At 34.5% G+C, this 26,655-nt stretch carries 23 protein-coding genes; 11 read left to right on the top strand and 12 right to left on the bottom strand.

The window, feature by feature from the left end:
- Positions 1-125: 125 nt before the first annotated feature.
- Positions 126-917 carry a S1/P1 nuclease gene (locus CQ046_RS06565; RefSeq protein WP_105701476.1) on the bottom strand — a complete coding sequence of 264 codons (792 nt, stop codon included), beginning with the start codon at positions 915-917 and terminating at the stop codon, positions 126-128.
- A gap of 451 nt (positions 918-1,368) precedes the next feature.
- Between CQ046_RS06565 and CQ046_RS06570 the strand changes: the two genes are divergently transcribed.
- The 6 genes from CQ046_RS06570 to CQ046_RS06595 all read left to right on the top strand — a co-directional run bounded on the left by CQ046_RS06570 (position 1,369) and on the right by CQ046_RS06595 (position 8,672).
- The gene (locus CQ046_RS06570) at positions 1,369-2,286 is read left to right on the top strand and encodes a type VI secretion system baseplate subunit TssG (protein ID WP_228406892.1); all 918 of its coding nucleotides are present in this window, start codon (positions 1,369-1,371) and stop codon (positions 2,284-2,286) included.
- Positions 2,287-2,340: 54 nt separating this feature from the next.
- On the top strand, positions 2,341-3,243 hold the full coding sequence (locus CQ046_RS06575; protein WP_105701478.1) for a TssN family type VI secretion system protein: 903 nt from the start codon (positions 2,341-2,343) through the stop codon (positions 3,241-3,243).
- A gap of 27 nt (positions 3,244-3,270) precedes the next feature.
- The gene (locus CQ046_RS06580) at positions 3,271-4,410 is read left to right on the top strand and encodes a hypothetical protein (protein ID WP_105701479.1); all 1,140 of its coding nucleotides are present in this window, start codon (positions 3,271-3,273) and stop codon (positions 4,408-4,410) included.
- A gap of 101 nt (positions 4,411-4,511) precedes the next feature.
- Complete coding sequence (locus CQ046_RS06585) at positions 4,512-5,687, top strand: aminotransferase class V-fold PLP-dependent enzyme (RefSeq protein WP_228406893.1); 1,176 nt, start codon at positions 4,512-4,514, stop codon at positions 5,685-5,687.
- A gap of 580 nt (positions 5,688-6,267) precedes the next feature.
- Positions 6,268-6,984, top strand: coding sequence for an outer membrane beta-barrel protein (locus CQ046_RS06590; protein ID WP_105701481.1), 717 nt, complete (start codon positions 6,268-6,270; stop codon positions 6,982-6,984).
- A gap of 26 nt (positions 6,985-7,010) precedes the next feature.
- Positions 7,011-8,672 (top strand): S41 family peptidase, encoded by a 1,662-nt coding sequence (locus CQ046_RS06595; protein ID WP_105701482.1) that lies wholly within the window; start codon positions 7,011-7,013, stop codon positions 8,670-8,672.
- Between the two features lie 53 nt (positions 8,673-8,725).
- Here the strand turns inward: CQ046_RS06595 and blaIND are convergent, their stop codons facing one another.
- Positions 8,726-9,457: an IND family subclass B1 metallo-beta-lactamase gene (gene blaIND / locus CQ046_RS06600; RefSeq protein WP_105701483.1), complete on the bottom strand. Its 732-nt coding sequence runs from the start codon at positions 9,455-9,457 to the stop codon at positions 8,726-8,728.
- A gap of 290 nt (positions 9,458-9,747) precedes the next feature.
- Here blaIND and CQ046_RS06605 point away from each other — a divergent pair, with 290 nt between their 5' ends.
- Positions 9,748-12,177, top strand: coding sequence for a TonB-dependent receptor (locus CQ046_RS06605; protein WP_105701508.1), 2,430 nt, complete (start codon positions 9,748-9,750; stop codon positions 12,175-12,177).
- A gap of 57 nt (positions 12,178-12,234) precedes the next feature.
- On the opposite strand, the gene CQ046_RS06610 is transcribed toward CQ046_RS06605, so the two are convergent.
- On the bottom strand, positions 12,235-12,888 hold the full coding sequence (locus CQ046_RS06610; protein ID WP_105701484.1) for a metal-dependent transcriptional regulator: 654 nt from the start codon (positions 12,886-12,888) through the stop codon (positions 12,235-12,237).
- Positions 12,889-13,228: 340 nt separating this feature from the next.
- Here CQ046_RS06610 and CQ046_RS06615 point away from each other — a divergent pair, with 340 nt between their 5' ends.
- The 3 genes from CQ046_RS06615 (at position 13,229) to CQ046_RS06625 (ending at position 17,855) form a co-directional block, all read left to right on the top strand.
- On the top strand, positions 13,229-16,240 hold the full coding sequence (locus CQ046_RS06615; protein WP_105701485.1) for a zinc-dependent metalloprotease: 3,012 nt from the start codon (positions 13,229-13,231) through the stop codon (positions 16,238-16,240).
- An 87-nt stretch (positions 16,241-16,327) separates the two neighbouring features.
- Entirely contained in the window at positions 16,328-16,756 is a 429-nt protein-coding gene (locus CQ046_RS06620) for a hypothetical protein (RefSeq protein ID WP_105701486.1), read from the top strand.
- 70 nt (positions 16,757-16,826) lie between these two features.
- The gene (locus tag CQ046_RS06625) at positions 16,827-17,855 is read left to right on the top strand and encodes a threonine aldolase family protein (protein WP_105701487.1); all 1,029 of its coding nucleotides are present in this window, start codon (positions 16,827-16,829) and stop codon (positions 17,853-17,855) included.
- A 51-nt stretch (positions 17,856-17,906) separates the two neighbouring features.
- On the opposite strand, the gene CQ046_RS06630 is transcribed toward CQ046_RS06625, so the two are convergent.
- Positions 17,907-18,407 (bottom strand): hypothetical protein, encoded by a 501-nt coding sequence (locus CQ046_RS06630; protein WP_105701488.1) that lies wholly within the window; start codon positions 18,405-18,407, stop codon positions 17,907-17,909.
- 158 nt (positions 18,408-18,565) lie between these two features.
- Between CQ046_RS06630 and CQ046_RS06635 the strand changes: the two genes are divergently transcribed.
- Positions 18,566-19,528, top strand: a complete 963-nt coding sequence (locus CQ046_RS06635; protein ID WP_105701489.1) for a hypothetical protein — start codon at positions 18,566-18,568, stop codon at positions 19,526-19,528.
- A gap of 10 nt (positions 19,529-19,538) precedes the next feature.
- Here CQ046_RS06635 and CQ046_RS06640 read toward each other — a convergent pair whose 3' ends face one another.
- The 8 genes from CQ046_RS06640 to CQ046_RS06675 form a co-directional block, all read right to left on the bottom strand.
- Positions 19,539-20,093: a DUF4256 domain-containing protein gene (locus tag CQ046_RS06640; protein ID WP_105701490.1), complete on the bottom strand. Its 555-nt coding sequence runs from the start codon at positions 20,091-20,093 to the stop codon at positions 19,539-19,541.
- 144 nt (positions 20,094-20,237) lie between these two features.
- Entirely contained in the window at positions 20,238-20,633 is a 396-nt protein-coding gene (locus tag CQ046_RS06645; protein WP_105701491.1) for a DoxX family protein, read from the bottom strand.
- Between the two features lie 17 nt (positions 20,634-20,650).
- Entirely contained in the window at positions 20,651-21,229 is a 579-nt protein-coding gene (locus CQ046_RS06650) for a YdeI/OmpD-associated family protein (RefSeq protein ID WP_105701492.1), read from the bottom strand.
- 164 nt (positions 21,230-21,393) lie between these two features.
- Complete coding sequence (locus CQ046_RS06655) at positions 21,394-21,858, bottom strand: SRPBCC domain-containing protein (RefSeq protein WP_105701493.1); 465 nt, start codon at positions 21,856-21,858, stop codon at positions 21,394-21,396.
- A gap of 103 nt (positions 21,859-21,961) precedes the next feature.
- Entirely contained in the window at positions 21,962-22,294 is a 333-nt protein-coding gene (locus tag CQ046_RS06660; protein WP_105701494.1) for an ArsR/SmtB family transcription factor, read from the bottom strand.
- A 160-nt stretch (positions 22,295-22,454) separates the two neighbouring features.
- Positions 22,455-24,563 carry a carboxy terminal-processing peptidase gene (locus tag CQ046_RS06665; RefSeq protein WP_105701495.1) on the bottom strand — a complete coding sequence of 703 codons (2,109 nt, stop codon included), beginning with the start codon at positions 24,561-24,563 and terminating at the stop codon, positions 22,455-22,457.
- 383 nt (positions 24,564-24,946) lie between these two features.
- On the bottom strand, positions 24,947-26,074 hold the full coding sequence (locus CQ046_RS06670; protein WP_105701496.1) for a hypothetical protein: 1,128 nt from the start codon (positions 26,072-26,074) through the stop codon (positions 24,947-24,949).
- Positions 26,075-26,077: 3 nt separating this feature from the next.
- Positions 26,078-26,374, bottom strand: coding sequence for a hypothetical protein (locus CQ046_RS06675; RefSeq protein ID WP_105701497.1), 297 nt, complete (start codon positions 26,372-26,374; stop codon positions 26,078-26,080).
- Positions 26,375-26,655 lie beyond the last annotated feature (281 nt).

Genomic DNA, 26,655 nt, shown 5'->3' on the forward strand with positions numbered 1-26,655 from the left:
ACCCTATAACTTCCTTAAATCTTAAACCAAAAAAAAAAACGAAACCGAAGTCCCGTTTTTATATTTAAAAGTACTATTTTAGGTTATGTCGGGTTATCCCGCAAACCCGCAACCCGTACCATTTTTTAGAAAAGCTCGTTCAATACTTTCGCTAGTCTCAATCCTCCATATAGAAGCTGTCTTTCCATCGTTTCATTGAACTTGTACTGATAGTCATAAGATAGCTTAGAGTCGTTAGGAGTCTGTGCGTAGATCTTGTTGGCAATTTTATGAGAATCATACAACCAGTCTTCCAATGTTCCTGACTGGATCTGTGCTACTTCTTCTTTAGATTTAATATCTAAAAGTTTAGAATATTCTGTGTAGCTGTATTTTTGAGAATCCACTAATTTTCCGTCCCAAACTGAGTGTAAATTAGTTTTTTCTCCGAAATAGGTCACATTAATTTTATTTCCGCCCAAATCTTCCGCTCTTCCTACGTGTAGGGGCTGAGCAAGATCTCCCATGATGTGGATAAGGAAGATTAAAGCAATCTTTCTGTCTTTTTCAGAAGTGCTTTTATCTTTAATCTGACTGGACAAGGTATTTACCTGAGTGTAAAGGCTTGGCCCTGCCTGTGCTTTTAAGTTTTGTTCAAAAGCTTTAAAATCCGTCATTGGATCAATGTTTACATAATGCCATGATGAAGCCTGCTTCCATGCACCTGTGGTATCAGACTTGATGAAATCCGGCCAATTGGCCCAGTAAGCCAGGCGTTCTTTTCCCATGATTTTTTTAATCTCTCTTCTTGCTTTACGGGAAAGATGGTTTTGTGCAATGTCTGCAATAACCCTGTGTCCCGTTAATCCCCACGCATAAGAATAAAGTGAAGAGGCCATGAATGCTAAAATCAGAATTTTAGAATAAATACTTTTCATTTTAAATAACAATTTTCAGGCTGCAAAGATACGTCCAGCTTTCGGAATGAGCATGCATTATCCTGAATTTATTCTATAAGATGATGTTAATAAAATTTAATCTAAATAAATGCTATACTATTAGATTTGAAAAGAAGAGAAAGAAGGGAAGATAATGACATAAAACTCTTCATATATAATATATAAGGACTAAAAAACTTAACCACAACCTTGAATTTTAAACTCTAAATGATTGATTCTGAATGATTAGTTTTAAAATTAAAAAAAACAAATAAACAGTGTATTTACCGTATTTTCACGGAATTTGCAGAAGTTCATTCCTATTAATGTCAATAAATTATTATTTTTAGGAGAAAATTATTGTAAAAATATTTTTTCAAACTTATGAGATATATTATCTTTACAAGTCATAATCAGAGGAAACACTATGTATGAGAACAATATTGTAGATATGCATTACAATAAGCTGCAGACAGACTTTAAGGCTGAAGCTGTGGCTGTTAACCTTTTGAAATACCACCGAGCGGTAAGCAATATCTTCATAGAGCGTGTGGGAGTGAACGACCGTGCTTACCTTAAGGATATTAAGAGTATTTCAAGCAGCTATTTAGGCTTCGATGAGGAAGTATTTACTATAGAGAGTTACAGAGAAGGTATTTATGACTACCTTCCGGAAGGATTGTTCCATCCGCCATCTCTTGGGGCTTCCCGAAAGAATGTAGATACTGTGGTAAGGGAAATCCGGAAACAGAAAAGGGTAGAAGATGATGCCCGTAAGTTTTTCCGTCCTTTTGAATTGGAAGTATTTTTTACGGAGATCAGTGCTTTACTTAAGGAATCGGAATTTGATATCACAAGCAATACTGATTCTTTACTGGAAACGGTAAGTGAGCTTTGGCCCATGATCAAAATGCTGGATCAGCAGAGTGCTTATATTTTCATGCATATTTTACCGTTTTTCCATCAGATAAGAGGGGATAAAAGATGGTTTGAAAGATGTATGACAGCTTTTCTTCAAGTACCGGTAAAAGTAACCTTCTCACCCAATATTATTGATCAGATTGAGAAAAATGATGATTCCATGTTATTGGGAAATTCAAGATTAGGGGTAACCTATATTCCAAGCGGTCCCCATATGGATGGTCAGAGAAACTGGGTCGTCAATATTGGTCCCATTCCTTATGGAGATATGAAAAAATATATTCCTGGAAGTCCGTTCAGAAATGTACTTCAATCACTGTATGACTATTTTCTTCCGGTAACCGTGGATGTAGAAGAGAATTTTATTACAGAAAAGGAGGAATATTCATTCAGTCTTGAGGATGATGAAAGAAATGCCAGCCGCCTTGGATACTCTACATTCCTCTAAATTATTTTATTATATTTACAATTACCAACAAAGTATAAATTCGAAAAGAAACAAATGGAAATTTCTTCAGTAAAAGGTATTTTTTTAAGGTATATCTTAATGCCTTTAATCGCAATTATTATGATGGTTATACTGGGTATAATCAGGAGAAATAAACCTGCGATCAAGATTAAAGTGATTATTATATACGTGCTTCTGTGCAGTTTATGCCTGGCTATTCCGGGAGTTTTTGGATTTGCAGGAAACCTTTTTAATCCGTACTGGTATCTTATCGCACAGGTTATTTATCTTATTTTAGGAATTATTCATGTGAATTTATTGCACAGATATTTCAAAAAACATATTGAATCTCTTTCCATGAGTATTTTGTTTGAATCTATACTTTCATTGACGTGTATAGCTTTGGGAGGATATCTTTTCACTCTGATTTTCAACTGGATGAGTAAAGGATTAGGAAATTCTGTAATGGCGGCAACCAGTATGCTGATCTTTGTGGTTCCGATGGTATTTTATTACTGTTATATCCAGTTTATCAGTATTCCTTTTGATATTTATAAGACATGGAGATATTCACCCGAGCAGAAACTGCCTGATTTTGAAGGAGCAGATTTTGACAGATTAATGGTATTGAATGTTGAATTGAGTAAAAAATTAGAAGATTCTAACCGTTTCAGAATTAAAGCAAAAACACTTCCTACAGGAGTTACTTTCGGAGATTGGTTCTACAGGGTAGTAGACGATTATAACCACAAAAATCCGGGTTCTATTATCCATCTTTCTGACGAAGGAAATGAGCCGTATTACTGGATCTTCTACACTAAAAAATCGTTTTTCAGTTTTAGAAAATATATAGATTTCGACCACGACATTACGACAAACAGCATTTCTGAAAATGAAGTGGTGATTTGTAAGAGAGTTATTCAGCATGAAGAGGAGGGAGTCGCAAAAAAATCATAACCACAAAAAATCTAAAAAGTATTAAACATGATACAGCCTATTAAACATTTTGCAATCAATTGGGTGGATGGGATGAAGGTTTCCCAGAGACACCTTAATGATCAGGATAATTTCTTAATTGATACGATCAGAGATTCCAATTCTCTTGCAATTACTACATATAACTACGGACTTTTGCCTATTTCCAACGAATTTACAGATCGTACCATTTTTGATGTTCATAATACAGCAACCAATGATGTACAGCTTGTCATCAAGCGTTGCAGTGCGGTTACCATGGCAGGATACCGTATTGAGCTTACAGACAGGAGAATCAGCGTGAAGTCTTTGGCAAAATCAATGAACGAAGAGCAGGCAGATGGAGAATATTATATTCTGATTTCTGTAAACCCTTTTGATAAAGTGCCTTTTGGAGATATTGACCCTGAAGAAATTCCACCGCGTCATCCAAGTGCACAGCCGAATCACCATATTGAATTACTTCCTGTAACTTCTTTGAACAGTAGCTATTCAGGAGGGAATTATCTTATCATCGGAAAAGTAGATTTAAAAGGAAATATTGCTCAGGTAGATTCCAACTTTATTCCGCCTTGTACTTCTGTGCAAAGTCATCCGGCTTTGGTGGAATATTACGGCAGCTATGCAAAATCAATCGGAAATCTTCAGCAGTATGCCTTTAAAATTATTCAAAAAGCCTCTCATAAAAATCAAAATACCGCGTTGGCACAAAACGTTAAGTTTTTGTGTACTACCATGGTGAATACTTTTGGAGATATGTATTTCCAGTTCAGAAATATTACTCCCTGGCAGCCACCTGTATTCTTGATTGAGTCTTTTGCAAGACTGGCTCTTCATTTATACAACTCAACTCAGCTTTTAGTACCTGCAGAATTGGAAGAAATGTTGAATTATAGTTTAGAATGGAGTGAGATTGCTCCTCATACTTTATTAAACCAGCTTTCTATTGTTGCAGAAACAAATTATGATCACCATAATTGCGGCGAGCCTTTGCTTTATATTCAACAGATGTTGAGAAGCCTGGAAATCATTTTTTCAAAACTGAGCGAACTTGATTATATCGGTCAGAGAAAAGAAAATATTATCGTTAATGAGCAGGAAGTTTCTACCAACACTAATCCAAAAAGAGGTTGGAGTGTTTTAGATTAAAATCATTGAGTAAAAATAGAGTCCCGGATGAAAATTCGGGATTTTTCATGTACTTATATAGAAAAAAATTAAATGTAAATTTGCCTTAAGGATTGATAAAAATGAATTTAGAGGTTATAAGACAGGAAACACCGGGATGTTCGGATAAGATATTTTTAAACAGTGCAGGAGCATCATTAATGCCAAAGTCCGTTGTGGAGACAACCGTTAAGTTTTTATACGAAGAACAGGAATTTGGAGGATATACCGCAGCAACACGAAACTCAGAATTGATTAATAAGTTTTACGAAGAGACTGCGAAACTTATTCATACAAAACCTTCCAATATTGCATTTGTAAACAGCTCTACGGATGGTTATGCTAAGGCTTTATCGAGTATTTCTTTCAAAGAAGGAGATTGTATTATTACCACCAATGATGATTATATATCCAATCAGATTGCTTTTATTTCCTTGAAGAAAAGATATAAAATCGAAATCATCAGAGTTGCCAATCTTCCAGACAACGAACTGGATCTTGAAGATTTCGAAAATTTGATCAGAAAACATTATCCCAAGTTAATCGCCGTTACTCATATTCCTACCAATTCTGGTTTAATTCAGAATATAGAAGGAGTTGGGAAGCTATGTAAACAGTATGATATTCTTTATCTTGTAGATGCCTGCCAGTCAGTAGGTCAGATTGTGGTAGATGTTGAAAAAATCAATTGTGATTTTCTGACAGCAACCGGACGAAAATTTATGCGCGGACCAAGAGGAACCGGTTTTTTGTACGTTTCAGACAAAGCATTAAACCAGAAAATGCATCCTTTGTTTCTAGATAGTATTGGAGCCCAATGGACTTCTTTTGATGATTTCCAGCTCATTGATACAGCCAAGAGATTTGAACTTTTTGAAAGACCTTATGCTGCTTTGCTCGGTTTTACAGAAGCTTTACGCTATGCCAATTCTATAGGAATGGAGAAAATTGAACACTACAATCGCACACTGGCAGATACATTGAGGATTAATCTGCAGAATAGTGATTTCAGGGTTTTGGATAAAGGAAATAGATTAAGCAGTATCATTACTTTTTGCCAGGCAGATGGAAACGTTGAAAAGATCCATAAAATTCTGACTGAGAATAACGTGTTTTTTAAGGAGAATAAGAAAGGTGATGCGTTAATTGATTTTACTTCTAAAAATGTGGATCACGCCATCAGATTATCGCCTCATTATTTCAATACGATGGAAGAAATTGAAAAAGTATCCCAACTTTTAGCAGCTATCAACCATTAAAATAATGGTTTTAAAAGAATCGGGCCCTGGCATTTGCCAGGGCCCGATTCTTTTTTTGATTTTTGAGATCAAAATTGTGTTTTGCGTGGCCGCTTCCTTATCCCGATTTGGTTTCCCTTACAGCACCCAGGTCAAATGGACAAGTTGCCATCGCGTTGATTGTGTTTTTTATGGGGGCTTTACAACGAAAACTACTTTATAAAATTATTATGGTATCTCAATAGGGGGTATATCTCCATTATTTACCTACATCACCTATTCTACACACATTCTACATCATCTCCTACATGATACTTCTTGGCATCTACAATTGGCAGGAAAATATTATTGTCATTGATTTTTAATGAATTGATAATTAGTGGGTTATTTTTAAGAAGTAGATGTGTCGTAGATTTTTTTTAATGATTTTGTGAGTTTTAACGATAATACTATGGGAATATGTCAAGTATTTATGGTTTTGTTTGATAAATATATAAATGAATAGTTTTTCAAAGAACAATAGATACAAATTCTTCAGGAAGATTGATGTTAAGTCCTAATAAGATAACTACTTACTAATGAAAAAATTTAAAAAAGATCTATGAAAAAGAAAATGTTTAAAATCTTTTGCCTTTGGTTTATTTGTACAGGAACGGCAATGATGGGGCAGAATCAATTAAAGGTAAGCCTGGATGCAGGGTATACCAACAGCGTATTACATTCTAATCTTTCTAATCTTGTTGATTCGAAGTACACAGCAAGGTCTGGTTTCGGAGTTAACCTGTCTGGGGAATATATGATTTGGAAATCACTTTTCGTTTCTACGGGAATTTCCTTCCAGCAAAAGAATTATAGGTTTGAGAGAACGGGAAACCGGGCGGGATGGTATACAAATTATACCAATGATTTTTTGACATTTCCTCTAATGATTGGAGGCTATATTTTGAACAATCCCCATGAAACTACCGGAGTGTGGATCAAGGTTGCCGGAGGAATGTATACGGATTACTGGCTTCGTATGAAAAGAGAAGGGAGGTATCCGGTATTCAACGAATTACAGGAAAACGGGAAATTCAATTATACAGAAGTTTCGGATACCTATGATTTCAAGAAGAATGAAAATCAGCTCAATCGATGGGGATATGGGCTAGCAGGGCAGATACAGGCAGGATATTCTTTCAAAAAGTTTGATGTATATGGCTCTTACAATTATCAGTATGGACTTTCGGATATCAATATGGCGAATGATGATAAAGATCGTAAGTCTACAATCAGGTCGTATATGATTTCTTTAGGCGTGTCGTATAAATTTAAATAAAATCTTATCAATTAAAATATATAAAAATGAAAAAAAATATCATTTATTTAGGACTTGCATTATTTTCAGCATCAGCAATATTCAATTCCTGTGTACAGGATTACGAGTCTTCCATTACAGAACCAACACGATATACAAGAAATGATATAAAATCCTATGCAGATCTTTTTAAAGTATTCTGGACAGTGATGGATCAGCGGTATAATTATTTTTATGAACAGAAGGAAAAGGGTGGTATGGACTGGAATGCCATATATAAAGAATATTACCCCAAATTTGCTGCTTTAAAATCTTATAACGGTATTGGAGTAAGTGATACGGATATGCAGGCAGATGCTGAAAAAGCATATGGGTATTTTACAGAGATTATCAACCCTATTATTGACAGGCATTTTAATGTTAAAATAAGATTACCTATTTCAAGTTCCGGTATTGCCCCAAGTTATACATTTTCTGGGGGAATGAAAGAAAAGAAACCTAATTATTATCCATTTTTTTCAAAATACAGATACATGAAAGACAAACTTCAGGATGGAGCTGTATTAGTCGATAATTTTTTATTGGCGGGGAATCTAAAATCTATTCCAGACATTTACTATTTCAGCTTCAACAGTTTTGATTTATCTACAAAATTTAAAATTGATCTTGCTGATAAATATGTGAGCCTGGATCCGGGAAATTTTTTTGTTCTTACACCTGACATTATTGCAAACAGCCAAGAACTTAATGCTATTAGTGATATTAAAATGAGAAATGAAGTTAAAAATTTCACTATAAATATATTGAACGAATGGAATTCATTTCCGAATTCAAATGAAATGAAATCCTTCAATAGTCAGATTGGAGCATTTAAAAATACAGAAGTTTTATCAGATTCTTTTTTAAATGTAACCCAGCAGCTACTCACCAAATCTAATAATCTCGTAAAATACAATAGTCTGGAAACCTATTTTTCTGTTTTTGATAATGAAACCCTTCCTTATATCAATTGGTTTATTGATAAAATGAATAAGCACGTAGAATTGGGATATCATTTAGAACAGTTTCAGGATATGGCAAAAAAAATACTGAATAGTGCTCCTTTTTATAAAAAGTTTCTGAATCCTTTGCATAAAGGAGAGATTAAAAAACTGATTATTGACTTAAGAGGTAACGGTGGTGGTGCAATTGTTGATGCAAGATTTTTTACTGAACGATTTATCACTAAAAGTACAACGGCATTTTATCAAAGGACAAAAGAAGGAAATGGACAATTTAATTATACTCCCTGGGTTCCGGTACAGGTAAGGCCCCATCTGTTTGGACTTCCCAAAGATATTCCTATTGCTATTTTAACGGATAAGGGTAGTTACAGTATGTCTGAAATGTCTACACTGATGCTTAAAAGCCAAGGATCTCATGCTGTCTCAATAGGAGATTACAGTGCGGGAGCTACTGCTGGTCTGGGAGGATCAGATGATTTTAATGGAGGTACGAGGGATGCCATAGCTGATGGGATACTAGAATTTTATATGCCATTAATGGCAACCAAAAATCTCAATGAGGAAGTCATAGAAGGAGTTGGGATCAAGCCGGATATTTATGTGACACCTCCTTCGGATGCTGAAGTTGGACAAATGAAAAATAATCCGCAAACATTTGTAGACAGAGTAATGGGAGAAGCTATAAAATATCTTTCAGGCAAGTAAATGCATTATAAAAAAAGACCTGGCAAAAGTCAGGTCTTTTCTATATTATATGATTATTTTTTGTTCAAAAGTTCCAGTGTATGTTCTACATGTCCGCCACCTTTCCATTCATCATGACCTGGAATAACAAGAGTAGCCTTTGAATATTTTGATTTCAGCTTGGTCATGGTTTGCGGCCATTGGGCAACATTGGCTTCTCCAGTATAACCCAAATTTTCTGCGGTTCTGCTTTTTACAAGGCATCCACCGTCTAATATATTATATTTTGGAAACCATACCACTACATTGTCAACAGTATGTCCTTCACCAAGAAAGTCCACTACAAATTTTTCTCCGCCAATACGGTATGTTTTTCCCGTTTCTATAATTTCTGTAGAAGTAGCTTTTCCTTCTTTCCTTAACAGGTCATTAGTTTTGGCAGTTGCATATGTTTTGATTCCTTTGTTATTATAAAAACTTAAATCTCCGGCTCTGTCTTCGTGTGAATGAGTAGCAAATACAGCTACAACCGGAAGATGATGGCGTTTTTGAATGGTATCCAATAAACTTTGATACTGTGTTTTCTGCCATGGAACATCGAATAAAACAACTCCTTTTTTGGTAACCAGATAAACTGCATTAGTAGAATATTCTTTGCCACCGAATACTCCGAAAGTTTTATAAATATAGAAATTAGGCTTAATCTGTGGTTCAATTACAAAATCTCTTACCTGAGAAGTGGTCTGCGCATTTGCAAATGGACTTAATAACATCGAAATAATAAAAAACGGAATGCTTTTCTTCATAATTTTTTTAAGTAATAATTAAATGTAAGTATTTGTCAGAAAGACAAAGTCTGTAGAACGTTTTGCAAACCTAGCTAAAAATAAATTTTCGAGTGTTTCAAAAAAAGAGTTTAACCGTTTTTTAACAGTTAATCGATTACTGCTCTTCAGGAAAATTTTTTAAAAGGTAATTTTCTTTTAAAATTAAATATTGCAACATAGTTGCAATATTGTTTTTTTTACTACTTTTGATTTTTAATTAATAACCATTTTCAATCCTTCAAAGACTTTAATAAAAAACCTTAATGTATATGAAATTTAGATTGATGCTGTCGGTGTTTGTAATCTTTATTACTTCAATGATAAATGCTCAGGATGCGGAAATAACAGGGAAAGTCCTTTTTGAAAATGGAAGCAGTCCGGGTGCTGACGTAATACTAAAAGACACTTCGATAAAAACCACACCGGATAAAAATGGTGATTTTACGATCAAAAACCTGGCTCCCGGAAATTACAGACTTTTGGTGAAAGCTAAAGGATATGAAGAATTTGAAAGGGACATTTCTGTAGAGAAAAAAATGAGACCCATACCGGATATTTTACTCATCCGTAATAGTAACAGAATTGATGAAATAGCAATAACGGGAGTTTCAAGGGAAACTTTAATTAAAGAAACACCTGTTGCCATGCTCAGCATTTCTTACAAACAGCTCGAAAGAACTGTAGCTACCAATATCATCAGTTCATTGGTGAAATCTGCTCCCGGATTAAGTGTGGTAGAAACGGGACCCAATATTTCAAAACCCTTTATCCGGGGATTGGGCTATAATCGGGTACTAACTCTTTATGATGGGATACGCCAGGAAGGCCAGCAATGGGGAGATGAGCATGGTATAGAAATCGCCCCTTATATTGTAGAACGGGCAGAGGTTATAAAAGGACCTGCCAGCTTGATGTTCGGTTCTGATGCTTTGGCAGGAGTGGTAAGTCTTTTTCCCTATGTGCCTTCTCAAAATGACGGTATTGTGCATGGCAAAATAACCGGTGAATATCAGGGAAACAACAATCTTATTGGAAACGGAATGCAGTTAGGCTATAAAAAGAATTCTCTTATAGCTTCATTAAATGCTTCCTACAGAATGGCTAAAAACTACAGAAATGCTGTAGATGGCAGAGTATACAATACCAATTTTGAAGAAAAAAACCTTTCTTTTCTCTTAGGACGAAAAACAAATACAAGCTTTTCAAAAATCAATTTTACATTATATGATAATTTGCAGGGAATACCTGATGGAAGCCGTGATCCGAATACCGGAAAATTTACCTATCAGATAGGAGAGGGAGACGATGATGACGTAGAAAAAAGACCTATCGTTTCAGATATAAATCTTAATTCTTACACGCTTTCACCTTTACACCAAAGAATTCAGCATTACAGGTTATATGCCCAGCATACTCAACAGATTGGTAAAGGAGATCTGGATGTTCAGCTGGCTTTGCAGCAAAATATCCGTAGAGAATACAATCATCCTACTGTACCTTCACAACCCGGAATGTACGTAAGGCTTAATACGTTAAATTATGGAATACGCTATAATTTTCCTAAATTTTCATCAGTTGAAATTTCTGCAGGTATTAACGGAATGGTTCAAAACAATAAAAATAAATCAGCAACAGATTTTCCAATTCCTGATTACGACTTAAGCGAAGGAGGGATCTATACTTATATCAAATGGAAATATAAAAGACTCAACATAAGCGGAGGTGCTCGTTATGATATCCGAAAGATTGGCTGGGATGATTTTTATATACAGACTAACCCGGTAACACAATTTGAAGAACATGCTGCTCAGGCATCTGCCAATACCAGGCTTGGGTTTGCTTCTTACAACAAAACGTTCGGCGGCCTGTCAGCCAGTATCGGATCGGCTTTTCAACTGACAAAACAGATTAGCCTTAAAGCCAATATTGGAAGAAGTTACAGAGCACCAAACATTACAGAGATTGGTTCGAACGGACTGGATCCCGGAGCCCACATTATTTATAAAGGAAACAGAGATTTTAATCCTGAATTTTCATTACAGGAAGATCTGGGAATCAGTACAAGATTTAAGGATTTCTCAGCGGATGTAAGCTGGTTTAATAATAATATTCAAAATTATATTTATCTGTCATTACTTGTAGATGCACAGGGAAATCCTATCGTAGATACACAGGGTAATAAAACCTATCAGTATCAGCAGGCTTCTGCCCAGCTTTATGGGATGGAGGCGTGGGTATCGCTGCATCCTGAGAAATGGAAAGGATTTAATTTTGAGACAAGCTTATCCGTTATTTACGGCTTCAATCGTGATAAGAAATTCAAAAATAAAGAGACTCAGGGAGAATATCTTCCTTTGATTTCTCCATTAAAACTATCTGGAAACCTATCCCAGAAAATATCTATCCCGTCAAAATTGATTTCATCCGTTACACCCACGGCAGAAGTAGAGTTTTCGGCGGCACAGAATAGGTATATGGGATTAGATAATACAGAAACTGCAACACCGGATTATACATTGTTTAATATCGGCGCATCTGTTGCAATACACTATTCTGAAAATCATTCTGCAGTTCTGCAGTTTCAGGTGAATAATGTATTTGACCGTGCTTATCAGTCACATCTCAGCCGTTTAAAATATTTAGGAAATATTTATAATATGGGAAGAAATATTTCTTTAAAATTGATCGTTCCTTTTTAGTATACTATACAAAAGGTGGCTAAATGTTATTTAACCACCTTTTGTGTATATGTAAATTTATTTTTTTACCAATATTTTCTCAGTCGCTTTTTTGCTTAGAATTTCTATTTTACCGTCAATTTCAATCGTCATTGATTTGTCAAAATTTTCAACTTTAATGATTTTTACTTTGGTATTGAGCAACAGTTTTCTGTCAGTCAAATAAGTCAGGAAAGCATCATCAGAAAGAGTAACTGAGGCGAAAGTAACATTTTCACCAGGTTCACAATGGCTGAGCTTCTGTAAATCCTGAGAGATAATATTCCCGTCTTTATCAGGAATAGGTTCTCCATGCGGATCAAATTTAGGATAATCCAGAATTTCGTCCATTTTATCGAAAAAGATTTGAGAATGTACGTGCTCAAGCTGTTCAGCAATTTCGTGAACATTTTCCCAGCCAAAATTCATTTTTTTGACTAAAAACATTTCGGTAAGTCTGTGTTTACGAACGACCAGGGAGGCTTCACGTCTTCCGCTTTCTGTAACAATTAATGGCTTATAAGTTTCATAGATGACCCATTTTTTGTCGGCAAATTTCTTCATCATATTATTGACGCTCGGCATTTTGACATTCAAAAATTTACTGAGCTCATTAATTGTAACCTTACCTTCATTGTCAACTAAATGAAACAAAGCTTTCAGGTAATTCTCTTCTGTTAGGGTTGTTTTCAAAATGTTAGATGATTTTCACTACAAATCTAACAAAATAATATTAAATTTTTTCTGCTTATCAATCAAAAATTCATTTGATAATCATTAATTATTCTAATAAAATAGGATTAAGTGAAAATAAACAGGGATGAAATTTAAAATTGGTTATTAATGAGATCATTACATATGAGTCTGGATGTTTTTTATATTTCGATTTATTTTATTTTTAATGAATATTATTTTAAATAATTTAAAATATTTGTATTTTTTTTAAATTTATGAATAATTATCACTCATTTTTTTTCATTTTTAAGTGATTTATTGATTAATTACTTATCTTAACTTCGTAAAAAATAGAACAATGAAATTAAAAATTACTTTCCTTTCACTCTGTGCATCCTTTTTTATGAATGCACAGATATTGAAACCCAGCGGTTTAAGCAGTGATGATCTTCCAGGAACAACTTTTAAACTTAATATTGATGATTTTAAAAGAAGTGTAAACACAAATAGAAAAAATTCTGAAAAAATTAGCAACCAATCTATTGTATTAACCCTTATTGATGGTACTAAAAAGGAGTTTATTCTATCTGAAAATAATCTTTTAAACAGGAAAATTGATAATATTGTTACTTTTGACGGATATTCAAAGGACAGACAAGATAAAATAAAACTTACCCTGGTTGGAAATGAGATCTCTGCAATGGTGAAATCCGGAACAGGATATTATATTATAGAACCTTATAAAACTAATAAAGGAGAATATCGTATTTACAACTCCTTTGAAATGTTTGGTGAAAAGTTCATGTGCGGAACTGATGAAAATGACTTTAAAGAAAGTTTGGAGGCTGTGGCCAAAGGGCTGAATGTTCAGAAGTCGGTGTCAGGATTCCCTTATGGAAGCTCATTGAAAACGTTCAGAATGGCAGTGGCAACGACAGGTGAATTTACAACTGCTTTAGGAAATCAGGATGCTGCTCTTGGAGAATTGGTGGCTATGATGAACCTGATCAATCAGATATATGAATCAGAATTATCCATTTCTTTTACATTAATTGATAAAACAACCAATAAAACCCTGATTTTTACGGATGGAGCTACAGATCCTTTTACAATAGACCCATCTTTTGCTTCAGCAGCCAATTCACAATCCGGGTTTGACATTATGAATACCAACGGAACGCTGCCTTATGCAGATTACGATATTGGCCATACCTTTAATATTATGCCGGGAGCGGGAGGAAGTGCTCAGGGACAGGCGGGGCCTCGTCCGTGTACTGCATCTCTTAAAGCGAGAGCCTGGAGCCAGTGGACGCTCTCTATGCCAAAATCTTTATCTGCCAACCTGATCGTTCATGAAATGGGGCATCAGTTTGGGGCAGGACATACTTATAATGCGGTAGGAGGAACGCCTTCAAGCCCTACATTCTGCACTTCCGGATGGAATTCTGCAGCAGCTACAGAGCCGGGATCAGGATCTACTATAATGGCTTATAAAAACAATTGTACTACGCCTAATGATCAAACCAATACAGGAAATAACGGTTTGAATTATTTCCATGCTAAAAGTATTGATCAGATTTTAAATACCCTTGCAGTATCTTCTACCTGCTATACTTCTGTAGCGGTAAATAATACACCGCCTTCTGCCAATCCGGGTAATACCGCGATAAGCATTCCAAAAAATACTCCTTTTAAACTGAAAGGAATAGCAAGTGATGCTGAAGATACCAACCTTTCTTATACCTGGGATCAGGTAGACGTTGCTACCGCTAATGATAAAGGAGCTTTTGGAAGTACTATTAACGGAAGTGGTGGATATTCTGCAGTCAACAGTACTACAGCGCCATTATTCAGATCTGAGCAGAGTACAACGACTACAGAACGATATTTCCCAAAAATGAAATTTGTTCTGAATAACCAGAATAATCCTCCTGTGAATGAAGCAGAGGCACTTCCTTTGGTAGCAAGAACCATGAAAATGAGATTTACTGTAAGAGATAACAGTGTGATTTCAGGCGGTGCAGATTCTGATCAGGTTACAGTGACCGTAACTGATCAAGGACCTTTAGCGGTGACCTATCCTAATTCAAATGTGACAGTGAATGCTGAAACCAATATCAATGTAACATGGGATGTAAACCAGACCAATGTCCTGAAGAATACAGTTAATGTCCTTCTTTCTACGGATGGAGGAGACACTTTCCCTTATGTACTTGCTTCCAATGTTCCTAATAATGGTACAGCAACGGTAACTTTGCCATATGTTCCTTATACGACTAAAGCAAGAATTAAAGTTACGGCAGTAATCAATGATTATGCAGAATTCTTTGATGTTTCTGATACTAATTTTATTATCAGTTCCAACTGTAATGCTTTCCAAACCATTATGGTAGACAATCCGAAAGTGGTAACAGCAATACAGGGAAGTGCACAGGCTAACCTTAATCTGGTACCACAAACCCCATCGAATGATACGTATAATTCTAAAACATTGACTTTCGATGCTGCGAATATGACAGCCAATAGCTGGTATATATTTAATCAGGCACAAACAGCTCCTTATCTGCTTAATGCAAGCTCAAGTATGCTGACTTTAAAATTCAAAGCAACAGAAACAGGAAGCTATACATTAAGCTATCCTTCTCCAAGTGGTGTAGCTATTACTTTATATAAAGGAACTCAGACAGGAACAGCCAATTTCCTGACTTCAAATGCTGTGTATTCCGGAACAGGAACCAGCTTTACTTATTACAGAACATTCACTGTAACTTTGGAAAAGGGCGTGGAGTACTTCATGACTTCAAGAAATCTGAGCAGTACTCCTGCAGGATCAAGTGTTGTGGTTAGCATTAATGGACCTGGACAATTCTATGATACTGTAAGTCTACCTGCAGGCGTTAGTTTTACTTATGCAGCTATTAATCCGACCACCAATACAATCATTGCTACAAGTTCAACAGGTAACTTTACGACTTTACCTGTAGGAACATACACGGTACAAGGTATTTCGTTTACAGGAGCGGAAAGTGCCTTAGTTAATAAAACGATTGCGGAACTTAATCAGGCAAAAGTTTGTTACCAATTAAGCAGAAACAATATTACTTTAAATATTACGTCTGTATTAAGTACCAAAGAGCTTTCTAAAAAGCCAATTGGTTTGGTTCCGAATCCGGTGAAAGATTTCCTTCAGGTATACAGTGATGAGAAAATCACTCATTATGAAATTTATGATGCATCGGGAAGATTAATGGAGAGTAATACGATGAATAATTCAGCTATTAACTTCACTAAGTTTAAAACCGGTGTTTATATGTTAAAATTATTGAATAATAAAACACTGATTCATCAGTCAAAAGTTATCAAAAAATAATTAATAATATATATTTAAAAGGAGCTATAGTGATATAGCTCCTTTTTTGTATAGAATTTGTATAAGTATCTATAAATACCACCCAAGATGAAAAACATTATACTATTTCTGCTTTTTACATTGTTCTGTAATGTATCAGGGCAATCCCGAAGTTTTACATTTGATTTTAATCCTAAAAAATTCATAAAGGAAAATAAATTGAATAAGGGAGGAAGAAAAGAGATTATTTTTAATTTATATGATATCAATGGTAAGGAAACAAAATATATAACGACAGACAGAACATCCGAAGCATTGAGAAAAAATGAAATATATAGTTTTAAAGGAAAATCCGAAGATGGTACAAAGCTTATTACTTTGACCATTGCTTCCGGTAATTTAACAGGAGCTTATATGGAGAATGGAATCTCTTATTTTATTGAGCCGCTGGAAAAAACATGTAAAAAGAAGTATAAAATATATATCAATTCCGGAAAAGATTTACAGGTTGGGCAGCCTAATGATGTTATTAAATAAATGCACTATTTGCAGATATTGTATTGAGTTATCTGTTTCATAAGAACGATTTTCTTTTTACATTTACTCTATGAAATTTTCATTCAAAAATGATTATTCTGAAGGATGCCACCCAAATATCTTACAGGCTCTTTTACAGCATAATCTCGAACAGCAGGCCGGATATGGAGAAGATGAGTATTCATTAAGCGCTAAAACATTAATTAAAGAAAAAATCAACAACCCGGATTCGGAAGTCTTTTTAGTTTCAGGAGGAACGCAGGCTAACTTAATTGTTATTTCTGCGATCTTAAAACCTTATCAGTGTGTGATTTCTGCCGCTCCCGGACATATTCTGAATAATGAGACCGGAGCTATTGAAGCTACAGGTCATAAAGTACTGAGCATTGAAACAGCAGACGGGAAAATAAGACCTTCAGATATTATCCCAATTTTAGAAGGACATAGTAATGTACCGCATCAGGTAATGCCTAAACTGGTATATATTTCCAATTCTACAGAGCTGGGAACAATCTATCAGGCGAAAGAACTGGAAGAGCTTTCCGCATTTTGTAAGCAGAATAAATTATATCTGTTTATGGATGGGGCAAGATTGGGACACGGCTTGACAGCAGAAATAAGTGATCTTACCCTGGAAAAAGTAGCGGCTCTGACCGATATTTTTTACCTTGGAGGAACCAAAAACGGAGCTTTGATAGGAGAGGCAATCGTGATTAATAATCCTGTTCTTCAGGAAGATTTTGCTTTTAATATCAAACAGAAAGGAGCATTACTGGCAAAAGGGAGACTGTTGGGAATCCAGTTTTTGGAACTGATGAAGGATGATCTGTACTTTGATCTGGCAAGGCATGCCAATCAGCAGGCAATGAAAATTAAGAATGCATTACAGAAAAAAGGAGCTGCATTTCTTTCAGATACTTATACCAACCAGATTTTTCCTATTCTCAATAATCAATTGATTGAGGTATTATCTGAAAATTTTGAATTCTATGTCTGGAAAAAAATAAATGAAGATTCTTCAGCCATTCGCCTTATTACTTCTTGGAGTACGGGAGATGAAGCTGTGAACCGTTTTATTGAAATTATTGAACAGAATTAAGATAAAAAACAGCCTTGGAAAAAAGGCTGTTTTTGTTTTTATAATGAATTATTATTTCAAAGCTTCGCTTACAACTTTACAATCTGCAGGACTTAGTTTCTGTCCGTCTTTATAGCTTACCTTTTTATCGTCAGCATATTTGGATTGCCCGTCTTCTTCTTTATGATCACCAATACCTTCTGTCAATGCATTATCCTTTTGAAGGAAATAGATATCTCTTTTGCTTTTTTTCCCTTCCGCAGTAAATTCGTAAGTCAGTTTCAGGGTATCTCCGGACTTGAAACCGGTTACATCTCCTTTTGAACTGTCTTTTTCACTGTTTTTGTAAGATAACTTTCCGGTGATTGTTCCTAAATTGTCATCAATAGAGGCAAAAACACTGTCTTTTCCTGTTACTCCGATATAACAGAAAGATTTTGGTCCAAGAGTATCTATTACAGGTTCTTCAACAGCAATCGTATCTGCTTTTGGAGCCGGAGCCGGAGCTTCAGTTTTCTTATTACAGTTGATTAAAAAAGCTGAAACAGCACCTAATAAGATTAATTTTTTCATATCCTTAATTGTTAAAATCAAATTTTGAAGTCCAAAAATAGCAATAGTATTTATATATTAAAGAATATTGTTGATAAATAAGAATAATTTTCAACAGTCTTAAAAATGATAAATGTTTTTAGGCACGAAAAATGATTTACATTTTAAAATAGATTTTAATGAAAAAGATGACTAAAGTACTAGGGTTGGTATTATTTATTTTAGGTTTACAAAGTGTGACAGCACAGGCTCCTCAAAATTATATTTATACTTCGTCGGGAGATCTTCATGATATTGAAAAAATGATTACGAGGGAAGATATTGGCGGAGTCCAGATTGTCTATAACTGGAGGGCTTTGGAAAAATCAAAAGATGTGTATGATTTTTCTGTCATTGAGAAAGATCTTGATTACCTAACGGGTCTCCACAAAAAATTATTTATCCAGCTTCAGGACAGATTCTTTGAGCCAAAGGCAAGATATATTCCTGATTATGTGCTGAAGGATAAAGAATATACTGGTGGGCTGGTTCCTCAATATGATAATCCGGGTGAAAATAAACCTGTTGGAAGCGGTTGGGCTACCCAGCAATGGAATCCGGCTGTCCGAATGAGATTTCAAAAGCTGATAGGAGAGTTGGCAAAGAAATTTGACGGAAAAATTCAGGGAATTAATCTTCCGGAAACTGCCATAGATATTGACATGAAAAAGGATAAAACAGGATTCAGCTGTGATCGTTATTTTGAAGCAGAATTGGAAAATCTAAAGTTTACGAGAAGTGCTTTTCATGATTCTTATGTATTGCAATATGTGAATTTTTTTCCGTGTGAATGGGATAATGACCATCAATATATGTCCAGGCTGTTTGATTTCGCTTATAAAAATAATATAGGATTGGGCGGACCTGATATTGTTCCGAATAAAAAAGGACAAATGAAAAATTCTTATCCTTTTTTCAATCAATACAAAGGAAAGCTTCCTCTGGTAGCAATGGCGGTTCAGGAGCCGACCCTTACGTATAAAAATCCTAAAACTAAAAAACCTTTCACTAAAGAAGAATTTACAGAATACGCTGAAAATTACCTTGGCGTGAAAATCATATTCTGGAGCGTGGAATCTCCCTGGTTGAGAGATTCCAAATAATAATAATTCTTTATACTTTTAATACTCCTCTGAAACCTCTTGCTGCATAATAAGAATCTGCACCATTGTGGTAAGTAAATACAGTATTGTATCGTCTGTCGCAGAAAATAGCACCTCCCAATTCACGAATTTGCTGAGGTGTCTTGATCCAGCTTGAGGTTTTCTGATCAAATTTTCCCAGTTCCTGAAGATGGCGGTATTGTTCCTCTGTCAAAAGTTCAATGCCCATTTCAGAAGCGGTATCAATAACATTACTTTCGGGTTTGTTCGCTTTTCTGGCATCCCAGGCTGGATAATCATAGCATAGGCTTCGACGTTTTGGGCTTTCCGGAGAACAGTCTACAAAGGAATATTCATCTGTTTTTTTGTTATAATCTACTACATCGGGTTCGCCTTCAGTAGTTTCCATTTCATGTAAAGACTGGAGTTTTTCGGGATTGGTTTCTAGTTTTTGCTGAATTTTTTCCCATTTCAGATCTTTATGACGGGACATATTTTTTTCAAAACGGGCTTTTAGTGTTTTTAAAAGTTCGTTGGTTTGTTCCTGGGTAAGCTTCTTTTTCATGTCAAATTTTGTTTTGTTGTTTGTTTTGTTGTGTTGCTGTGTTGCTGGAAATCGCAAAGACGCCAATTATATTAATGAGAATATTTCTTAAGGCGCGAGGATTTTATCTTCGATAAAATTTCTGACTTTTCATCTTCAAAATTATTAATCAATAATAGTGATTTTTCTGTCTGCAGGTCTGAAATACCAGGAAATAAGAACCAGCACCAATAATAATACGGCCGGAAAAGTTCTCCCTGCTGTGTCGCCCACGATCAGATGGGAAATCACAGCGCCTGACATAACAAAGAAAAATCCTGCATACGCCCATTCTTTCAACAGCAAGCGTTTCGGAATCAATATAGCAATAACGCCCAGAATTTTCCATATTCCAATGATGGTCATCAGATAAGAAGGGTAACCAAGATTGGTAAAGTTGAGCAGTTCATCTTTACTTTTCATGAGTTGTACAATAGCGGTGGAAACCATTCCCAGCGCCATCCAAAGGGTAAATATCCAATAGATGATCTTTGTTCTTTTTTGTGATTGTGGTGTGTTCATGATGAGGTTTTTTATAGTTAGTCGTTTAATCCTATTCCGTCCATGATTTGTGGAATGCATTTTTCGATGCGTGCTTCACGGGTTTTGGACTGTTTTGCAGAAGAAAAGTGGAGTAGGTAAGCTCTTTGCCTTCCTGGAGTTAATGCTTTGAAAGCTTCTTTTAATGCAGGATCCTGATCCAGTTTACTTTGAAACTCTTCAGTCATTTCAAACTCTTTTGTTTTCTTCATTTCAACTTTAGCGCCTGATTCTTCAATTTCAACAGCTTCAAACATATAAGCCTGAAGAATTTTCTCCAAATCATTGATTTGATCTACATCCGTAAAACGAATCTGCCTTGCTGCCTGAACATTTTTTGACTGCTGAATTAAAATGTGATCAGGATCTTTCATCAAAGCTCCTTTAAAGAAAAGAAGCGCACAATATTCTTTAAAACCGTGGATCAGGAAAATATTTTTTCTTTCGTAGGTATAGCATGGGCAGCCCCATTTTAAATCTTCTACAAGCTCAGTGCTTAGGGCAATGGTTCTTAGCTTTTCAAATTCTTTTTTCCATTGCTTGGCGTCGTTAAAGAAAAAATTAACTTTTGGATTCATGTGTTTTAATGTTTAATATTCAAGGTTTAAGGTTGGTTATGTTTTCACTAATAATTGACGATTCACTTGCAAAGCAAAATTCACTATTGACATTGATATTCATAATTTGAACCTCATTGCCATTGTCTTTTATCTCTTATCTCTTATCTATCACCTATTATCTGCTACCTGCCACCTAATAATTCCTGCAAACGGTTATGTGCCATATTAATACCCTGTGCAAAAGGCATTTTCAAATGCTGGTCTCTGATGTCTGCAGATTTATAAATGGTCTGAATGGTAATTTTACTCGTAGTATCTGTCAATTTCTCAAATTCTAAAAACTCAATCTGAGCCGGAAATGGGGTGTTTTCCATCTGGAAAGTTCTTATAATTTTCTCATTCTGAACAATATCATGAATGGTTCCATTGGCACTGAAAACCACATCACCCTGAGGGTTTGAAGTTTCGAAACGGTAACTTCCATGTTGCTTGTTTTCGAATTTGGTGACTTTCGTTCCCATCCATTGCTCGAAAAATTCAGCTTCTGTATAGGCTTTGAAAAGGAGTTCTACAGGAAGATCAAATTCTCTGATGATGAAGATTTCCTGTTTGCTGTCTTCTGCCTGGATTTTTGTTTTAAGTTCCATATTTTGAGTTTTTTAAGTGGGAGAGTATTAGAGTGGGAGGGTTTGAGGGTTTTAGTGTGGGGGAAAACTGATACTATTTGGGGTTTCTCATCTTTTACTCCTATTATTTATTACTTATGTTTTTTTGGAAGGCTTTCATCACACTTTCCAGCTTGTTGAATTTTTCGTCCCACATTTGGCGGAAGGGTTCTATAAAATCGGCTATTTCTTTCATTTTATTGGGATTTAGGTGATAGATAACTTCTCTGCCGTTTTGTTCAGATCTCAGCAGTTCACATTCTGTAAGGATCTGGAGATGTTTTGAAACGGTAGGTCTTGCCGTATCAAAATTGGAGGCAATGGCTCCTGCTGTCATCGACTGTGCTGCCACCAACATCAATATAGATCGTCTTGTAGGATCTGCTATCGCCTGAAATACATCTCTTCTTAAATTCATCGTGTAGTTATTTGACTACAAATATATGTGTAGTTATTTAGCTACGCAAATATTTTATAAGAAATTTTTGATTTTAATAAAGAAAAGCTCAAAAGTGTAGGAAAATACACTTTTGAGCTCTGTAATTTTATATTTTAAATAAATAAATAAATAAATAGGCTTACGATCTTACTTCAATATCTTCAACGATATGTATGGCTTCCTGCAGATAGAGATCTTTTTTCAGGTTTTTAACCCATACTTCCGATTTATTTTTGAAGGCTGCATCAATTTTCTCTCTTTCAATATCCTTCGGATATAGGGTGAATTGAAGTCCACTTTCTAATGTTTTTAAAACTTTGAATTTATCATCCTGAGTTTTTCTCTCCTTCATCAGATCGCTGTATTTTTGCATGCTCAAAGGCACCGTTTTTTCTTTACCCAGATTTTCTCTCCATTGGGCATATTCAAGTAACAATTTATAATTATCGTTTTTAGCAATTCTTTCTTCGCTTACTTTCTGCAAAGCCTGAATATTGAGAAAGTTTCGTTTGTTGAAGCTTGTTCCCGGTATTTTATCCCAAGCTAATGCATAGTCATCATATTTTTCGCCTATATCCGCATAAGAAAAGACATCTTTCATCTGGATATCTGAGCTTACCCCTTTTCTCTGCGTAGACTCTCCGGTGATTCTATAATATTTTTGAATGGTTAGTTTTATGGAACCAAAGTCTTCCTGAGTATTGAGAAACCTGTTCAAATCTACAAATACCTGCACGGTTCCTTTTCCATACGATACAGGAGATCCCATGATAACAGCTCTTCCATAATCCTGCATCACACCCGCTAAAATTTCTGCCGCAGAAGCGGATAATTCATTCTGTAGAATCACAAGTGGCCCGTTCCAGATGGGAGCTTCATTTTTATTTTTTAAAGTTGTAATCTTTCCATTTCCATCCTTCACCTGCACATAAGGACCTGCATCCATGAAAAGGCCCATAATGTCTCCAACTTCCGTTAATGAACCTCCGGAGTTATCTCTAAGATCTAGAACAATTCCCTGGATATTTTGTTCCTTAAGTTTGATGATTTCTTTTTTAATATCATCAGACGCATTTCTGCCGTCTTTATCCTCAAAATCAGCATTGAATTTTGGTAAATTGATCAACCCGTATTTTTTATCGGATGCATTTACGATTATACTTTTAGCAAAAGTATCTTCAATCGATATTTCTTCGCGAATCATTGTTACCTCCTGAATAGTTCCGTCTTTTTTCTGTACCGTTAAAGTAATGGGAGTTCCTTTTTCACCCCTGATTAATTTTATGGCTTCGCTGGAAAGCATATCCACAACATTTACAGGATCAGTATCGGGGGTAGATTTTATTTTTAAAATTTTATCACCCTCACTCAGCTGCTTGGTCTTCCATGCCGGAGCTCCAATGGATAGTGTGCCGATAAAGAGGTTTCCTTTTTTTTCCTGGATTACGGCTCCTATTCCGATTATTTTTCCTGTGAAGTCCGTATCAAAATCTTTCTTTCCCTGCGGTGAATAATAGTTGGTATGTGGATCAAAAATATGAGTATAGGCATTCATATATACGGTAAACCAATCCATTTTTTGTCTTTTCTTGAACCGGATAAATTTATCTTCCAGAAGATCTTTAACATTTTCTGTTGCTTTTTTTACCTTTTCATCCTGGGTCAGTACTTCGGGCTTACTGCTGTTTTCTTTGTTATCCTCCTTCTTTTTTTCTTCGCTTTTCCTGTTCATGGATTCTATTTCCTGCAGAATATTGTATTTCACATATTTCCTCCATTCATTATACTGCTGCTGCTTGTTGGCAGGCGCATTTTTCAGTTTGGGTTCCAAAGTCAGTATTTCATCTTCTTCCAGATTGATCGGTTTGCTGAAAATATCCTTGGTCATTTTATCGATTTCATCAATCCTTTGATACAATTTATCGACTGTCAGTTTATAAAAAGTCAAATCTCCGGTATTCAGGTAATCATCCAGCTTGGTTTCATATTTACGAAACTCATCCATATCAGATTGCAGGAAATAGGTTTTTGTAGGATCTATGGATTCAAAATACTGCTTATACACTTCTTTTGAATACGCATCATTAATAGGTTTTGGGCTGTAATGCAGATAAGACAAAATATTCTTTGTATTAACCATGATGATCTGCATTTTTTCTTCTTCATTGCTGGGAGGACGGAAACCGAACACACAAAATGTAAGCGGAAGAAGAAGTAAAAAACGAATGGTTTTAAAATTTTTCAACATATATATGATTGTGCTTTTAATTGAAAACTATGCTTGTTTTGTTGCTGTTAATGGATCTATTTTAAATTTTTTGATTAAAAATAGTTGTAAACAAGAGCTTTCAATGTGCTTTTATAAAAATCATGTGAATGTATGAAAAATATTGATAATAAGTAGTTGTGGAGTAGGATTTTAAGATAAGTTTATGGTTTGAAGAGTTAGGTCGCTATTTATTTTGTCGTCATTAAAATAAAAATAGATTTTTTATATGATCTGCTTTAATCTGCAAAACATCTTTTCTCAAATTAATTGTGAAGTTATTTAGCTACCTAAGTCTTTTTGTGAAAATATTTAAATATTACATATAATCCTTACTTTAAAAGTAAGGATTTATAATTAAAGATTTAGTTTGGGGAATTCTTTTCTAAACTTAAAGTATTATTTATCAATAATTCGATGATTATTCTCTCAAATAATTCTGTTATCTTTTTTAATGATTCAGCTTTATATGTTAAATCTCTTAGACTATGAGTAACTAAATTTCTTATATTGTAAATTTTATCAGAAAATGAATTACGTTTAGAAATCTTACCTATTTCTTTATAAAGGAAATCAACTTCGGAAATAAAATCACTTTTTAGATTACCATTTAGAACGGCTGCCTCAAAAATACTTTTCACTAAATCTCTTTCAGTTGATGATCGGTTAATTAATTCTCTAAAATCATTCTTTCCTAACTGTTTCTTTTTATAGTCTTCAATATGTTCATTATATTGTTGTTCAGATAATTCTTCCATAAAGTGTTCAATAATCTGATAGAGTAAAATAAATCTAACTAGATAATTTTCTGACTGTAATATATGTTCTATAAAAAGTGATTTAGTAAACGCATTAGAATCTATTGGAAATTTAGATTTTTTAATTTTTATCCTTGAATTTTTCCTTATTTCGCGGGTAAATTCAGGGTGTTCATAAAACGCTTTTATTTCTATTTTGCCATCTGTTAATAAGTATCCATTTTTATAGAATGATAAAATGTAGTTTTCTATTTTAAAATCATCTATCTTTTTAATAGTTTCTTTACTTAATAAACATATTACTTTATCACCATATATATCAGAAAGTTTAACAAATTCCTGATTAAATAGTTCTTCGGATATATTTAGATTATGACTTAATAGTTTTTTATATGCAATAAATTTATAATTATTTAAATTTTTATAATCTATAAAATCATTCTCATTAGACTCCAAAATAGTTAGTGGAAATATCCATCCTAATCTTTCAGATATCGTATATTCGTAAATCTCAAAAACATCGTTTTCTGCAGTTAAATAAGGGTTTTCAAAAATGAATAACTCAAATTTATTTTCATCCCAATTTGAATCTGTAGTAGGAATATATTTTACATTAATTCCTAAATCTTCTGAATTACTAACCCTAAAATATTTTAGACTTTCTTCTTTAAAAAAATGTAAATTGTTTAATAATATTTCAGTTTCACTTTCAGATCTGTTCAGTCTTAATGGCATTTATTATCTAGTTTTTCTTTCATATTGAGTAAACGCTTCGTTAATTGCATCTTTTAAATTTAAATATCCATCTGATCTTCTATCAAAAAGTTCTCTAAAGAAAAAATGAAAATACATACGCTGGTCATTTCCAATTTTTTTAGCAGTATTCCTAATATTATCAAGCCTGACAATTAATGTATTTAAATCTTCATTGATATTTTCGCTATTTATATCTTTAAGTAGTGGCAAAATATCAGATGTTTTTTCAATAGCTTTATTATCAATAAGTTTTCCAATGGCAGAGCCAAAACCAGTCATAACTTGCGATTTATTAAAAATCTTTAAAGCAGTTTTGGCAAATGGCTGTCCAGATAACTTTTGATCTAAAGTTTCTTCATTAAAAGACCACCCATTACTTAATTTGTTTATTTTTTTTACGAATGAATCATAGGCTGTTAAGAAATCTTTAAATAAGTCACTGCCTTGATTTTCTATTGCTAGTTTTTCAAGGCTCTTAATATTGAAGTCATCTTGACTTTTTCAAAAATTATATTTTTTATTTGAAATAAAAAAAGGGATTAGGAAATTAGAGTCGCTAA

The sequence above is a fragment of the Chryseobacterium sp. MYb7 genome (assembly GCF_002979455.1).
GTDB lineage: Bacteria > Bacteroidota > Bacteroidia > Flavobacteriales > Weeksellaceae > Chryseobacterium.

Bases quoted from the DNA above. Each gene is read 5' to 3' on its own strand.
- CQ046_RS06575 (WP_105701478.1), top strand. From the start codon at position 2,341: ATGGAAATTTCTTCAGTAAAAGGTATTTTTTTAAGGTATATCTTAATG.
- CQ046_RS06650 (WP_105701492.1), bottom strand. From the start codon at position 21,229: ATGAATCCAAAAGTTAATTTTTTCTTTAACGACGCCAAGCAATGGAAA.
- CQ046_RS06620 (WP_105701486.1), top strand. From the start codon at position 16,328: ATGAAAAACATTATACTATTTCTGCTTTTTACATTGTTCTGTAATGTA.
- CQ046_RS06585 (WP_228406893.1), top strand. From the start codon at position 4,512: ATGAATTTAGAGGTTATAAGACAGGAAACACCGGGATGTTCGGATAAG.
- CQ046_RS06605 (WP_105701508.1), top strand. From the start codon at position 9,748: ATGAAATTTAGATTGATGCTGTCGGTGTTTGTAATCTTTATTACTTCA.
- CQ046_RS06630 (WP_105701488.1), bottom strand. From the start codon at position 18,407: ATGAAAAAATTAATCTTATTAGGTGCTGTTTCAGCTTTTTTAATCAAC.
- CQ046_RS06625 (WP_105701487.1), top strand. From the start codon at position 16,827: ATGAAATTTTCATTCAAAAATGATTATTCTGAAGGATGCCACCCAAAT.
- blaIND (WP_105701483.1), bottom strand. From the start codon at position 9,457: ATGAAGAAAAGCATTCCGTTTTTTATTATTTCGATGTTATTAAGTCCA.
- CQ046_RS06675 (WP_105701497.1), bottom strand. From the start codon at position 26,374: ATGACTGGTTTTGGCTCTGCCATTGGAAAACTTATTGATAATAAAGCT.
- CQ046_RS06645 (WP_105701491.1), bottom strand. From the start codon at position 20,633: ATGAACACACCACAATCACAAAAAAGAACAAAGATCATCTATTGGATA.
- CQ046_RS06635 (WP_105701489.1), top strand. From the start codon at position 18,566: ATGAAAAAGATGACTAAAGTACTAGGGTTGGTATTATTTATTTTAGGT.
- CQ046_RS06580 (WP_105701479.1), top strand. From the start codon at position 3,271: ATGATACAGCCTATTAAACATTTTGCAATCAATTGGGTGGATGGGATG.
- CQ046_RS06590 (WP_105701481.1), top strand. From the start codon at position 6,268: ATGAAAAAGAAAATGTTTAAAATCTTTTGCCTTTGGTTTATTTGTACA.
- CQ046_RS06655 (WP_105701493.1), bottom strand. From the start codon at position 21,858: ATGGAACTTAAAACAAAAATCCAGGCAGAAGACAGCAAACAGGAAATC.
- CQ046_RS06595 (WP_105701482.1), top strand. From the start codon at position 7,011: ATGAAAAAAAATATCATTTATTTAGGACTTGCATTATTTTCAGCATCA.
- CQ046_RS06660 (WP_105701494.1), bottom strand. From the start codon at position 22,294: ATGAATTTAAGAAGAGATGTATTTCAGGCGATAGCAGATCCTACAAGA.
- CQ046_RS06570 (WP_228406892.1), top strand. From the start codon at position 1,369: ATGCATTACAATAAGCTGCAGACAGACTTTAAGGCTGAAGCTGTGGCT.
- CQ046_RS06665 (WP_105701495.1), bottom strand. From the start codon at position 24,563: ATGTTGAAAAATTTTAAAACCATTCGTTTTTTACTTCTTCTTCCGCTT.
- CQ046_RS06615 (WP_105701485.1), top strand. From the start codon at position 13,229: ATGAAATTAAAAATTACTTTCCTTTCACTCTGTGCATCCTTTTTTATG.
- CQ046_RS06670 (WP_105701496.1), bottom strand. From the start codon at position 26,074: ATGCCATTAAGACTGAACAGATCTGAAAGTGAAACTGAAATATTATTA.
- CQ046_RS06640 (WP_105701490.1), bottom strand. From the start codon at position 20,093: ATGAAAAAGAAGCTTACCCAGGAACAAACCAACGAACTTTTAAAAACA.
- CQ046_RS06565 (WP_105701476.1), bottom strand. From the start codon at position 917: ATGAAAAGTATTTATTCTAAAATTCTGATTTTAGCATTCATGGCCTCT.